Genomic DNA, 14,751 nt, shown 5'->3' with positions numbered 1-14,751 from the left:
AAATGCAAAGGCGCTCAATTAAGAGCGCCATTTGCTCTGCTTTACTATCGCTATGTTAGTAAACTGGTGGGACTAACTTTTTCTATAATTATTCACTGAAGCTGGCCAATCCTAGCGAGACTTCAGCAATTCTACGTCGAGCCTGACTTAAGTACTTAGCAAATTTTTTGTTCTCTTTGAGCTCATCAAATTCCTTAGAATTATATAGCTCTTTAACCTGTAGTTTTTGTTCAGAGAATTCTTCCGGCAAATAATCAACACCGACTTTGCACCAGGCCATTCCTTTAAGACGCAAATCTTCTGGGTGACCTTTTCCCTGAACAAACTTACAGATAGAAGTGATTTGATCCGCCATTTGCGAATCAATTTTGAGAACATTAGCTTGTGCATTGAATGATATAAAAAATATCACTGCACCAAACAAAACAGAATGTTTCATACGGGCTTTGCTATATGGTTTCAGCCCGCTGAGACTATGGAGAATCGCGAGCCAGGGTTATTGTTCTAAAACTACTTTATAAGTTACCTCGACTTCATGCTTGACCCAATCAGGGTTCTTCCAAGCGCCAAGTCCAAGGTCAAAATCGAGTCTGTTTAATGTATAGTTTCCCGACAGCTCTATCAAGCTACCCAGTTCCACATATTTCATGAACAGCGTCACAGGTTTTTCAATTCCTTTAATGGTTAAGCTTCCATCAACCTTGTAGACACCCTCAGATTCACGCTGAATCTGCTGACTCTCGAACAAACCCTGTGGCGCATTTTCAATATCAAACCAGTTACTTTTTTGGAGCATACCATCACGCTTTTCACTGCCACTTTCAACGCTAGACAGCTCCACCTCAACTCGAATGGAGCTGGCTGCTAAATTATCCTTATCAAACACGATAAATGGCTTAAATGATTGAAACTGGCCGTTAAACTCAGTTTTCTTGTTTTGTACACCGCTAAACCTGATGAAGCTCTCCTCTTCTTTAACAATTAATGGTTCATTGGCAAACAAGCTCACGGAAGCTAACACTCCCGATAACAGAACAGTAACAATCATTAGTTTCTTCATTATCAAAGGTATACCTCTGCAATTATTAACTGGTTGTCCAGTTTAACCCTTTTCGGTTAATCTGGCGTTTATATGGATGAAATTACAACATAAGGTTAAGACTATGAAAATAACGTCAAACACAAAACCATTATTCTTACAGAGTATAGTTCCCGCCCTGATTGCTTTCAGTCTGCTTGGATGTAACTCCAGTGCTAACGCTGAAGAACAGGATGCTGTCACCATCTACAGTAGCGCCCAACCTGGCGCTATTAACCCCGATCTCTATCGCCCCGTTCCCGGTCAAAACCGTGGCCACTATACAGTGCCGGGCTATGGAATCGTTAAATCGATCCGTGACTATGATTTCAAAAAGGGTCAGAACCGGGTTCAGGTCAGTGATGTCGCAGCCTATATAGATCCCACTACCGTCTCATTCCGCTCTCTAGATAATAAACAAACCCGTGTTCTGGAACAGAGCTATCAGTTTGATCTGGTTAACCAGCAACAACTGCTACAACGTTTTCTTGGAAAAACAGTTACCGTCCAGCAGGCTCAGGGCGATGAGCTGGTTGAAATCAAGGGTGAACTGTTAAGCGCTGACGGCAACCTGGTACTCAAAACCGATAAGGGAAATATTAGAAGTATTGGTTATTACGCAGGGATTATTTTCCCAGACCTGCCCGAGGGCCTACGAACTAAACCAACCCTCATCTGGGATCTCTACTCTCCTTCTGCAGGCAAACAGACAACAGAGCTAAGCTATCAGACCGGAGGCATGACCTGGTGGACCGATTACAATGTGACTTATAACGAGTCTGAAGGCTGTAATCTCGACCTATCCAGCTGGGTCAGTATTATCAATCAGTCCGGAGCCAACTTTAATAATGCGAAACTAAAACTGATTGCCGGCGATGTTAATCGTGTAGATCCTAATCAAGAAAGAATTACCGTTGTTGGCTCTCGACTAACAGAAGAAGCAGTCATGATGGACAAAGGCTTTGAAGAAAAGGCCTTTTTTGAATACCACCTTTATACCCTAGGCCGACCTGCCGATCTGCCCAATAACTCAACCAAGCAGCTTGAACTCTTCCCATCGGTGAAAGACGTACAGTGTAGCAAAGAGCTGGTTTTTGATGCTTCCAGCCAGTTTTATGCCTATCAGAGAGTCAACACTAACGAAGGTTACGGCAAAACCTCTTCGGCTGACGTTAATGTCTACCTGCGGTTTGCTAATGAAGACAAGAATCAATTAGGAATTCCTTTACCGGCCGGCAGAATCCGCGTCAACCAACGTGATACCGATGGTAGCCTGGAATTCATTGGGGAAGATATCATCGACCATACGCCGAAAGATGAAGAAGTTTTGATTAAAATGGGCAATGCCTTTGATGTTAAGGGTGAACGTAAACAGACCAACTACCAGATTGATACAGACAAAAGAGAGCTGAGCGAGAGCTTTGAGATCACTCTTAAAAATCACAAAGATGAAGCGGTTGAAGTGGTTGTTCGAGAAACCTTGTATCGCTGGTCAAACTGGAAAATTACACGCAAATCGCATGACTATGAAAAACAAGATTCGCGCCATGTTCACTTTAACGTCAAAGTACCAGCGAATGGCGAAGCGAAGGTAACCTATACGGTTGAATACGATTGGTAAATGTTGAAAACCAATTAGAGCATATTGCCCTTTGGTCAGAAATGAAAAAGCCACGATTTACTCGTGGCTTTTTCTAGTCCGAAGCTTTTAAATTACTCAGCCTCTAGCTTTGCTTTATCACCTGCTTTGATGATTGAAATGTTTTCCATCTTGATATGACGACGGAATGCTTCATTAACATCTTTAAGCGTCAGTGCTTTAAGCTTTTCTTCGTACTCCTTTGACCATTCCATGGTACGCTCAAGGTCAAGGTTACCGGCCAGACTACTCACCAGACGAGCATCTTTTGAACGGTCAATACGATTGTTCTGTAAAACACCATCGCGCGCTTTATCCAGCTCTTCCTGAGTAAAACCATCTTTCAACGCACGCTCAAGCTCTTCCTTAAAACCAATCTCAACACGAGGCAAGTTTTCTGGAGCAGCAATAGCGTAAGCACCAAAGGTAGCATTCTCATCATAAGAGCTAACGCTGAAGAATGAACCGGCACCATAGCTCAAGCCATCTTTTTGACGTAAGCGATTTGCTAGACGACTATTTAAGAAGCCACCGCCAAAGATTTCATTAGCCATTTTTAGAGCTGCATAATCAGGATGTTGATCACTTAACTCTAACTTTGTCATAGCGGCGAAAGCAGCTCCTGCCTTGTCTGGCGTATCAATAAACTTATTGATAGCTTCAACATCAGCCACAGCGCGTGTAATACGCTGATACTCAACGTCTGCATTCCAGTCACCCAGTATAGAGTCTAGCTGCTTATGCAGAGTATCACGCTCAAAGTCACCCACTACTGCAATATCCGCTTCCTTAGCACCAATAAAGTTGCTGTGGAAAGCTTTAAGGCTGTCAACTTCAACGGCTTTAATCGCCTCGATCTGCTCATCAATGCTCATACTGTACAGAGGATGACTTGGATCATAAGGGTTTAAGTGCTGATTAAGTTGCAGGAATACTTGCGTTTGTGGCTGCTGCTTTTGCTGCTCTAATGCAACGATTTGCTGCTTTTTAAGAACTTCCAGCTCTTTCTGATCGAATGCTGGCTTCTTTAAAACCTCTTCAACCAGTTCCAGAACTTTAGGCAAGTTTTCTTTCACCGTTTGAATGCGCACACCTGTGCTGGTTGCGCCACCGGATACACTGACGTTTGCTTTTAGACGATCAAACTCAGCTTGTAGTTCTTCGCGCGTATAGTTTTCGGTACCACGCATCAACATGCTTGAAGTCAATGAAGGTACGACGCCCGCATTACGCAAGTCTTCCAAATTACCAATATCAAGGTTGACGGTCATAACCACAGACTCCCCACGCGTTTTCTTTGGCAAGTAAACAACTTTAGCGCCATTAGAAAGCGTTGTGCGCTCACTGCGCGCATCAATATTGTCGTAAGAAGCGTCAAAATCTTCACCTTGGGCAACAGCTTCGCGACCCTCATAACCCTCCAGCATTTGCTGGATGTCTTCACTATTGAGTCGTGCAATAGAGTCTGCGCGGTCAGGCTGTGCTTCTGGAATAAACAAAGCCAATGTACGGTTGTCATTAACCAGATATTCTTCTGCAGCTTTCTGCACGTCTTCAGCAGTCACAGCTTCTAAACGATCGCGGTTTAAGAAGAGTAAGCGCCAGTCGCCCATACCAACCCACTCGGTTAACTGTAAAGCAACACTTTGAGTATTATTAAAGCTAAGCTCAATACCTTTCAATAGCTTGGTTTTTGCGCGCTCAACTTCTTCTTCAGTGATAGGCTTATCCGAAACGCTTTCTAAAACGTTAACAAAAGCTTCTTCAGTCTTAGCAAGATCTTTATCTTTTGCAACCTGTGCCATAAATAACAAAGCACCTGGCTCTGCTAATTGGAAGGCAAAACCACCAGCAGAAGCAGCAAGGTCGTTTTCTACCAATTCTTTACGCAAACGGCCAGTCTGTGAGTCACCCATAATTTGAGACAACACTTGAACTGCTGCGTAATCTTCATGTGGACCAGCTGGAGTTTTATACAGGCCACCGACTACTTGCACATCACCAGTACGACGAATGGTTACTTTACGCTCACCATCCTGGATCGGCTCTTCGGTATAAAGTTCAGGCAATTGACGTTTTGGCTTTTTAATGTCACCAAAATATTTGTCAACTTTCTTGATGGTGTCTTCTTCATCAATCTTACCAGCAATGATCAATGTAGCATTATCTGGCTGATAATACTTTTTGTAGAAAGCTTGAAGGTTAGAAATATCAACATTTTCAAGATCAGAGCGAGCACCAATTGTTGATTTGCCGTAGTTGTGCCAATCATAAGCGACAGCCATTAGACGCTGCATCAAGACACGCATTGGATTGTTTTCGCCGTTTTCCAGCTCATTGCGAACAACCGTCATTTCACTGTCTAAATCTTTTTTGGCGATAAAAGAATTGATCATACGATCTGATTCTAAATCTAAAGCCCAGTTCAGATTATCTTCGGTCGCAGCAAATGTTTCATAATAATTGGTACGGTCAAGCCACGTAGTACCATTAGGTTCTGCACCACGCTCACTTAACTCTTGAGGGATATTTTTATGATTTGGCGTGCCTTTAAATACCAGGTGCTCAAGTAGGTGAGCCATACCGGTTTCACCATAGTTTTCATGCTTTGAACCCACATGATAGGTGATATTAACTGTAATAGATTCCTGAGTCGGATCAGGGAACAACAATACCTGTAACCCATTGTCCAGGCGGTATTCAGAGATACCTTCGACCGTAGTGACTTTTTCTACGCCCTTAGGTAGCTTTGCAAAAGCTGCTGAAACACTGGTCGATAACACCAGAGCCAAAGCTGCCGTTTTTAATTTTAGAGTCATATATCCCTCTTACTTATCAATAACAAAAACATAGTCCAATTGGAATTTGAAGTATCCTTTAAAGCTGTGTAACCGTGTAGTCGCTATTTGTTAACAATTATTACAATATTTTTCAGCTCAAATCATACAGACACAAAAAAGCCGCCCAGGACGAACCTGAGCGGCTTATTTATCAAGCAATAAGCTGTTTATTACCAACCAGTTACTTCTTTTAGCGCACTACCGATATCTGCCAGCGAACGCACGGTTTTAACACCTGCGTCTTCCAATGCGGCAAACTTCTCGGCAGCAGTACCTTTACCGCCAGCAATAATGGCACCGGCATGGCCCATACGCTTACCCGGAGGCGCCGTAACACCGGCAATATATGAAACTACTGGCTTAGTCACGTTGGCTTTAATGAAGGCAGCCGCTTCTTCTTCAGCTGAACCACCAATCTCACCAATCATAACGATCGCTTCAGTTGCTGGATCTTCCTGGAACATTTTCAAGATATCGATGAAGTTTGAACCAGGAATTGGGTCACCACCAATACCGACACAGGTAGACTGACCAAAACCAAAGTCAGTTGTCTGCTTAACCGCTTCATAAGTCAAAGTACCTGAACGTGAAACGATGCCGACTTTACCTGGTAAGTGGATATGACCAGGCATGATACCAATCTTACATTCACCCGGAGTGATTACACCTGGGCAGTTAGGACCAATCAGGCGCACGCCTAATTCGTCACAAACGATTTTTGCTTCAAGCATATCCATAGTTGGAATGCCTTCGGTGATACACACAACTAGCTTAATACCAGCATTCGCTGCTTCTAAGATAGAGTCTTTACAGAAAGGAGCTGGAACATAAATTACAGAAGCTTCAGCACCAGTTGCTTCAACCGCATCTTTAACGGTATTGAAAACTGGTAAGCCAAGATGAGTTTGACCACCTTTACCAGGTGTTACACCACCAACCATGTTGGTGCCGTACTCGATTGCTTGCTCAGTATGGAATGTACCCTGTGAACCAGTGATACCCTGACAAATAACTTTGGTGTTTTTATCGATTAAAATACTCATTATTTGCCCTCCGCTGCAGCAACTACTTTTTTCGCTGCATCTGTTAAACCTTCTGCGGCGATGATGTTCAAGCCAGACTCCGCTAGAACCTTTGTGCCAAGTTCAGCATTGTTACCTTCAAGACGAACCACAACCGGAACTTTCACGCCAACTTCTTTAACGGCACCGATGATACCTTCTGCGATCAGGTCACAACGAACAATACCGCCGAAAATATTAACCAGAACAGCCTTTACGTTTGAATCAGAAAGAATAATTTTGAATGCTTCTGTAACACGCTCTTTTGTTGCGCCGCCACCAACATCAAGGAAGTTCGCTGGCTCACCACCGTGCAACTTAATGATGTCCATGGTACCCATAGCGAGACCGGCACCATTAACCATACAGCCGATGTTGCCATCAAGTGCTACATAGTTAAGCTCAAATTTGGCTGCATGTGCTTCACGCTCGTCTTCTTGCGAAGGATCGTGCATTTCCGCCAATTTAGGATGACGGTACATAGCGTTGCCGTCGATATTGATTTTGGCATCAAGACAGTGCAAATCACCAGTGTCCTTAATTACTAGAGGATTAATTTCCAATAGTGCCAAATCTTTTTCTACAAACATCTTCGCAAGCTGCAAGAAGATATGTGTAAATTGTTTAACCTGCTTGCCTTCTAAACCGAGTTTGAATGCAAGCTCGCGGCCCTGGTAAGGCTGTGCGCCAACCAATGGGTCGATTGTTGCTTTTAGAATCTTTTCAGGAGTTTCTTCAGCAACTTTCTCGATTTCAACACCGCCTTCGGTTGATGCCATGAAAACTACACGACGACTTGAACGATCAACAACGGCGCCCAAGTAAAGCTCCTGAGCAATGTCTGTGCACTCTTCAACTAATATCTTGCTGACAGGCTGACCATTAGCATCAGTTTGATAAGTAACCAGGTTTTTACCAAGCCATTGCTTAGCAAACTCTTTCACTTCGTCTTTAGTCTTAACGAGCTTAACACCACCCGCTTTACCACGACCACCGGCATGTACCTGGGCTTTAACTACCCACATATCACCACCGATACGACCGGCTGCTTCAAATGCAGACTGAGGATTATCAACCGCGTAACCCTCGGATACTGGTAAACCATACTCTTTAAAAAGCTGTTTACCTTGATACTCATGTAGGTTCATGTTTATGTTCCTATTACTTTGGCATAAGTACTTTTACAAGCACGTAGAATTTAAAAACTTAAGGTGACTAAAAACGCTAATGCCGAACATAAGTTCGGCATCAGTGCTTAGGTTCTGGAGCTTATAGATCCAGTAGCATACGAGCTGGGTCTTCAATGAATTCTTTAATCGTTTTCAAGAAGCCTACCGACTCGCGTCCATCAATAATTCTATGGTCATAAGACAATGCAACATTCATCATTGGACGAATCACAATTTCGCCATTAATGACCACAGGACGATCTTCCATACGGTTCATACCAAGAATACCGCTTTGTGGTGGGTTAATGATTGGCGTAGCCATCAAGGAACCGAATACACCACCGTTAGAAATCGTGAAGGTACCACCTGTCATGTCTTCAACAGTTAGCTTGTTATCACGAGCTTTCTCACCAAACTCACGGATCTTTGCTTCAATTTCTGCAAGGCTCATGGTATCGGCATCACGCAAAACAGGAACTACCAGACCACGAGGCGAAGATACTGCAACACCAATATCGTAGTAGCCGTGATAAACGATATCATCGCCATCAATAGAAGCATTAACTGCAGGGTAACGCTTAAGCGCTTCAACCGTTGCCTTAACAAAGAAAGACATAAAGCCTAAACGTGTACCATGAACTTTTTCAAACTGCTCTTTATAACGAGCTCGCAGCTCTACAACTTCTTTCATGTTTATATCATTGAAAGTAGTCAAGATTGCTGCTGTATGCTGCGCTTCTACCAGACGCTCAGCAATACGCTTACGAAGGCGTGTCATAGGTACACGCTTTTCTTCGCGCAAACCAGCTGATACAGGTGCTGAACCAGAGTCTTTCTTGCTCTCTGATGATTTCGCAGAAGCACCGCCATCTTTAATGAATTTTTCAACATCTTCTTTAGTAAGGCGACCACCCTTGCCACTAGCTGGAATCTGCTTAGGGTCAAGATTGTGCTCAGCAACTAAACGACGTACTGCAGGTGAAAGCACATCTAAATCTGCTGATGAAGTTTCTTCTTTAGCTTCTTCTTTCTTTTCATCTTTTGATGAATCTTCTTTAGAAGCAGTATCTTTCTTATCATCACCACTATCAGCTTTAGCATCGCCTGATGCGCCAGCTTCAAACTTAGCGATAACTTCTTCCTGAAGAACCGTATCGCCTTCTTCTTTGATGATTTCAGAAATCACACCATCATCTGGTGCAACAACTTCAAGAACCACTTTATCAGTCTCAATATCAACCAAGTTTTGGTCACGTGATACAGATTCACCTGGCTTAACGTGCCATGTAGCGATAGTAGCGTCAGCTACTGACTCAGGTAACACAGGAACTTTGATTTCGATAGCCATGTTTTAACCTTTTACCTTACCTAAATTAATTCAATTCGATTATTTGATGCCCAGCGCATCTTTTACCAGTTTTGCCTGTTGCTCATTATGAATTGATGCATAGCCCACTGCAGGTGCTGCTGATGCTTCCCTACCGGCATAATCAACTCTTGAACCGTTCGTAACAGCTTCATCAAGATTATGACGAGAACAGTACCAGGCTCCCTGGTTTTGTGGCTCTTCTTGACACCATACAAATTCTTCAGCCTTTTTGTATTGAGTAAGTATCTTCTTCACTTCATCGTGCGGGAATGGATACAACTGCTCGATACGAATGATGGCAACATTATCCAGCTCTTGCTCGCGACGTTTTTCAAGTAGGTCATAATACACCTTACCTGAACACATCACGATACGCGTAACCTTCTTTTTATCCAAGCTATCGACTTCATCAATAGCGTTCTGGAACTGACCTTTGGTTAGCTCGTCAATCGTTGACACTGCCAATTTATGACGTAACAAACTCTTGGGCGTCATTACGACCAGCGGCTTGCGCAATGGGCGAATCATTTGACGACGAATCATGTGGAAAGCCTGAGCTGGTGTTGAAGGCACTACCACTTGAATATTATGTTCGGCCGAAAGCTGCAAGAATCGCTCTAAACGTGCCGAGCTATGCTCTGGGCCTTGACCTTCATAACCATGAGGCAGGAACAGGCTTAGACCCGACAAACGCCCCCACTTTTGCTCACCGGAACTGATGAATTGGTCAATAACAACTTGAGCACCATTGGCAAAATCACCAAACTGCGCTTCCCAAATAACCATTGAATTTGGTTCATTGGTGGAGTAGCCATATTCGAATGCCAGAACAGCTTCTTCAGACAATACAGAATCAATCACGGTAAACTGAGGCTGATCTTCTTTTATATTCTCCAAAGGAACATAAACATCAGCATCGTTCTGATCATGCAGCACTGCGTGACGATGGAAGAATGTTCCACGTCCACTATCCTGCCCACAGAGACGAACTTCAAATCCCTGATCAAGTAGTGAGGCATAAGCCATAGTTTCAGCAAAACCCCAATCCATGTTGATCTCGCCCTTAGCCATTTTCTTGCGCTCGCCCATCAGCTTTTTAACGCGCGATTGCAAAGGCAAATCTTCTGGATAAGAACAAATGCGTTCTGCCAGCGTGTCGAACTTAGATTTGTCCAGTCCCGTATCAGCTGGAGATTGCCAAGTTTGATTTAAGAATGGTGACCAATCGACATTAAACTCACGCTTGTGATTTTCAATGCGGTTACGCACCACACTTTTTCCAGCATCAAGCAAGTCTCGATAGTCATCCAACATCTTCTTAGCATCATCTACTGACAAGATCTTGTTGTCGATTAAACGGTCTTCGTAAATCTTGCGAGGGGTTGGATGTTTCTTAATTTTTTGGTACATCAAAGGCTGAGTCGCATTTGGCTCATCAGCTTCGTTATGGCCGTGACGACGGTAACAGACCAGATCGATCACCACGTCTTTCTTAAACTTCTTGCGGAATTCAAGCGCCAGACGAGTGACATACAACACCGCTTCTGGATCATCACCATTAACGTGGAAAACTGGTGCTTCGACCATCTTGGCAACATCAGTACAGTATGCAGTAGAGCGTGTGTCGTGCTGCTTAGAAGTAGTGAAACCAACCTGGTTATTAATGACAATGTGGATTGAACCGCCAACATAAAAGCCACGTGCCTGTGACATATTGAAGGTTTCCATCACAACACCCTGCCCTGTTACTGCTGAGTCGCCATGAATTAATACCGGAATAACCTGGTCACAATCTTTATCTTTACGACGCTCCTGACGAGCACGAACAGAACCTAGAACTACCGGGCTGACAATCTCAAGGTGCGATGGGTTAAATGCTAGCGCCAAATGTACTGGGCCACCTTCGGTTTCCACATCATTGGAGTAACCCATGTGGTACTTGACATCACCAGAAGAACCGTTTTCAACGACTGCATTTTTACCGGCGAACTCATCAAACAGCACCTGCGGATTTTTACCCATAACGTTAACAAGAACATTAAGGCGACCACGGTGTGCCATGCCGATTACAACTTCTTTAGCGCCATTGATACCCGACTGGTTAATCATGTCACGCATCATTGGAATCAGGCTATCGCCACCTTCCAGAGAGAAGCGCTTAGCACCCGGGAATTTTGAACCAAGGTATTTCTCAAGACCTTCCGCTGCAGTTAGACCTTCAAGAATCTTCTTGCGGGTTTCTTCACGGAAGTTATGAGAAGAGTTAGCCTCTTCAAGCTTTTCCTGAATCCAGCGACGCTCTGTTAAGTCATTGATATGTAAGAACTCAGCGCCAATGGTATTGGAGTAAGTTTCTTTTAGACGATGCAGAATTTCTTTAAGAGTCTGCTGGTCTGGCCCTGCCAGATTGCCAACATGGAATTTCGTATCCAGATCAGCCTCAGATAGCTCAAAACTTTCCAGGCTCAAATTGGTAGGATAAGGATGTTTCCATAAACCTAATGGATCGATGTTGGCGTGGTGATGACCACGAGCACGATAGGATTCGATCAGGTGCAATACTTTAACTTGTTTAGGATCGGCTACAGAGGAACCACTGCCTTGACTGAAGGCAATTTTCTGACGGTTAAGACCAATCTGACGGAAATGCTCACGAATATCGCTGTGAGAAACGTCTTTTGTGTCACTAGTCTTTGCAAACTCATCAAACTTTTCACGCCAGTCAGAATCAACCGACTGAGGATCGTCTAAGTATTGCTCGTATAATTCTTCCAGATAGCTTGCGCTGCTACCGGACAGGTAGGCGCTCTCGAACATCGCCTCTAACCCATTCTTCATGTATCGTAACACCACTCTAGGTATTTAAGTCGCTATGATAACTAAAAATCAGGGTTCTTAACACAGTATTAAGCCTTTAATTTGTAAAAGTGCTGGTTAAGAAAACCTGATTAACTCATTGTTTTTATGCATTAACTGCCTTCAAGATACTACAGCTAATCCATCTTGGTATTGCATCAATAAAATTGATGTATCAAAAAGTATCGTTGCTTTCGCAAAAAAAGACGAAAAGAACAGAGCTTGAGGCTCCAACCTTTTCGTCTTTAAACTGCTGTCAGAATCAGCTCAGCTAGACTCCGCTTTTTAACAACATCGAGCGAATATGGCCGATGGCACGCGTAGGGTTCAAGCCTTTCGGGCAAACATCTACACAGTTCATAATGCCACGACAACGGAATACGCTGTATGCATCGTCAAGCTCAGCAAGACGCTCTTCAGTGTGCGTATCACGGCTATCAATCAGGAAGCGATAAGCCTGCAACAAACCAGAAGGCCCAACGAATTTGTCAGGATTCCACCAGAAAGATGGGCAAGCCGTAGAACAGCAGGCACATAAGATACACTCGTATAGACCATCCAACTTAGCACGATCTTCTGGAGACTGTAGACGCTCTTTTGCTGGCGGTTCATCATCAGCAATCAAGAAAGGCTTAATTTTTTCATACTGCTTATAGAACTGTGCCATATCAACAACCAGGTCACGAATAACCGGCAAACCTGGCAATGGACGAATCACAATAGGTGCTTTCAAGCTGGACAAAGAAGTAATACATGCCAGGCCATTTTTACCATTGATATTCATACCGTCAGAACCACACACACCTTCGCGGCATGAACGACGGAAAGATAAGGTTGGATCTTTATCTTTAAGTGCTACCAACGCATCCAACAACATCATGTCTGAGCCTTCAGGAATATCCAGATCATAATCCTGCATATAAGGCTTTTTGTCAGTTTCTGGGTTGTAGCGATAAATACTAAATTTCATTTGCTTCACTCCGTATTCTGTAGCTACAGATTAATAAGTACGGGCTTTCGGAGGGAAAGCTTCGATTTTGGTTGGGCTCATATTCACTTCACGCTTACCCATTTCTTCAGTAGCTGGGTAATAGACAGAGTGAGCTAACCAGTTTTCATCATCACGATCCGGGAAGTCTTCACGACTGTGAGCACCACGACTTTCGGTACGGAACTCAGCAGCCTTAGCAGTTGCGTAAGCCACTTCCATCAAGTTCTCTAGCTCAAGACACTCAACACGCTCAGTATTGAAAGCTTTAGATTTGTCTTTCAGGCGAGCATTTTTCATGCGCTCACGAAGCTGCTTAACTTTTTCCAGACCTTCTTTCATCAGGTCACCAGTACGGAATACACCGAAATGGTTTTGCATGGTGTTCTGCAACTCACGACGCAACTCAACCGGATCTTCACCTTCGTTAGAATCATTCCAACGGCTGTAACGATTCAATGCACGCTCTGCATCAGAATCATTAAAGTCAGCGAACGGCAAACCTTCACGCAATGACTCTTCAAGATGTAAACCAGCTGCACGACCAAACACAACCAGGTCAAGCAATGAGTTACCACCTAGGCGGTTAGCACCGTGTACCGATACACAAGCCACTTCACCTACTGCGTAGAAGCCTTTAACGATTTTTTCGTCGCCAGCAGGAGTACGGTCAATTACCTGGCCATATTTATTGGTTGGAATACCACCCATCATGTAGTGACAGGTTGGAACCACCGGAATTGGGTCTTTCGCAGGATCAACGTGCGCAAAGATCTTAGCCAGCTCGCTGATACCCGGTAAACGAGAGTTAAGAACTTCTTCGCCAAGATGATCCAGCTTCAAGAAAACATGGTCACCATTGGCTCCAGCACCACGGCCAGCCAAAATTTCTTTCATCATCGAACGAGCAACAACGTCACGCGATGCCAAATCTTTGGCATTTGGTGCATAACGCTCCATGAAGCGCTCGCCATCTTTATTGATAAGGTAACCGCCTTCACCACGACAACCTTCTGTAACAAGAACGCCCGCACCAGCGATACCTGTTGGGTGGAACTGCCACATTTCGATGTCCTGGACCGGCAAACCAGCACGCAATGCCATGCCAACACCGTCACCCGTGTTAATCAGAGCATTAGTCGTTGAAGCATAAATACGACCAGAACCACCGGTTGCGAAAACTGTCGCACGCGCTTTAAATAAAGCAATTTCGCCAGTTTCGATGCATAATGCCGTGACACCACAAACATCACCTTCTTCATTACGCACCAGGTCCATTGCATACCACTCGTTAAAGAACTGAGTGTTTGCTTTAAGGTTGGCCTGATACAAGGTGTGCAATAAGGCGTGACCAGTACGGTCAGCAGCCGCTGCGGTACGTGCAGCCTGCTCACCACCAAATTCTTTAGACTGACCACCGAATGGACGCTGGTAAATTTTACCGTTATCCAGACGCGAGAAAGGCAAGCCCATGTGCTCAAGTTCATAAACGGCAGCTGGGCCATTTTCACACATGTACTCGATAGCATCCTGGTCACCAATATAGTCCGAGCCTTTAACGGTATCGAACATGTGCCAGCGCCAATCGTCTGGGTGAGAGTTACCTAACGCAACAGTAATACCGCCCTGTGCAGATACTGTGTGCGAACGGGTTGGGAATACTTTAGAAATCAATGCGACTTTTTGGCCACTTTGCGCCAATTGCAGCGATGCACGCATACCAGCGCCACCGCCACCAACGATTACCGCAT

Annotated in this window: 10 protein-coding genes; 1 reads left to right on the top strand and 9 read right to left on the bottom strand. The window is 44.2% G+C overall.

What is annotated here, in order from left to right; genetic code table 11:
• Nucleotides 1-88: 88 nt before the first annotated feature.
• Both HUJ19_RS08070 and HUJ19_RS08065 read right to left on the bottom strand, forming a co-directional pair.
• Nucleotides 89-439 carry a hypothetical protein gene (locus HUJ19_RS08070; protein ID WP_290623252.1) on the bottom strand — a complete coding sequence of 117 codons (351 nt, stop codon included), beginning with the start codon at nt 437-439 and terminating at the stop codon, nt 89-91.
• A 57-nt stretch (nt 440-496) separates the two neighbouring features.
• Nucleotides 497-1,060: a YceI family protein gene (locus HUJ19_RS08065; protein WP_290623250.1), complete on the bottom strand. Its 564-nt coding sequence runs from the start codon at nt 1,058-1,060 to the stop codon at nt 497-499.
• Between the two features lie 103 nt (nt 1,061-1,163).
• On the opposite strand from HUJ19_RS08065, the gene HUJ19_RS08060 reads away from it, so the two are divergent.
• Nucleotides 1,164-2,699, top strand: a complete 1,536-nt coding sequence (locus HUJ19_RS08060) for a DUF4139 domain-containing protein (protein WP_290623248.1) — start codon at nt 1,164-1,166, stop codon at nt 2,697-2,699.
• Between the two features lie 92 nt (nt 2,700-2,791).
• On the opposite strand, the gene HUJ19_RS08055 is transcribed toward HUJ19_RS08060, so the two are convergent.
• The 7 genes from HUJ19_RS08055 to sdhA form a co-directional block, all read right to left on the bottom strand.
• Nucleotides 2,792-5,536, bottom strand: coding sequence for a pitrilysin family protein (locus tag HUJ19_RS08055; protein ID WP_290623246.1), 2,745 nt, complete (start codon nt 5,534-5,536; stop codon nt 2,792-2,794).
• 191 nt (nt 5,537-5,727) lie between these two features.
• Nucleotides 5,728-6,600 carry a succinate--CoA ligase subunit alpha gene (gene sucD / locus HUJ19_RS08050; protein WP_290623244.1) on the bottom strand — a complete coding sequence of 291 codons (873 nt, stop codon included), beginning with the start codon at nt 6,598-6,600 and terminating at the stop codon, nt 5,728-5,730.
• Nucleotides 6,600-7,766, bottom strand: coding sequence for an ADP-forming succinate--CoA ligase subunit beta (gene sucC / locus HUJ19_RS08045; protein ID WP_290623242.1), 1,167 nt, complete (start codon nt 7,764-7,766; stop codon nt 6,600-6,602). Before sucC ends, sucD begins: the two co-directional genes overlap by 1 nt.
• A 121-nt stretch (nt 7,767-7,887) precedes the next feature.
• Entirely contained in the window at nt 7,888-9,135 is a 1,248-nt protein-coding gene (odhB, locus tag HUJ19_RS08040; protein ID WP_290623240.1) for a 2-oxoglutarate dehydrogenase complex dihydrolipoyllysine-residue succinyltransferase, read from the bottom strand.
• A gap of 39 nt (nt 9,136-9,174) precedes the next feature.
• On the bottom strand, nt 9,175-11,994 hold the full coding sequence (locus HUJ19_RS08035) for a 2-oxoglutarate dehydrogenase E1 component (RefSeq protein ID WP_290623238.1): 2,820 nt from the start codon (nt 11,992-11,994) through the stop codon (nt 9,175-9,177).
• Between the two features lie 289 nt (nt 11,995-12,283).
• Complete coding sequence (locus HUJ19_RS08030; protein WP_290623236.1) at nt 12,284-12,982, bottom strand: succinate dehydrogenase iron-sulfur subunit; 699 nt, start codon at nt 12,980-12,982, stop codon at nt 12,284-12,286.
• A 30-nt stretch (nt 12,983-13,012) separates the two neighbouring features.
• The coding region (sdhA, locus tag HUJ19_RS08025; protein ID WP_367273990.1) for a succinate dehydrogenase flavoprotein subunit at nt 13,013-14,751 on the bottom strand (1,739 nt) is incomplete at its 5' end.

This window comes from Kangiella sp., from assembly GCF_014762745.1.
GTDB lineage: Bacteria > Pseudomonadota > Gammaproteobacteria > Enterobacterales > Kangiellaceae > Kangiella.
This window is presented reverse-complemented; position numbering and strand designations above follow the sequence as displayed.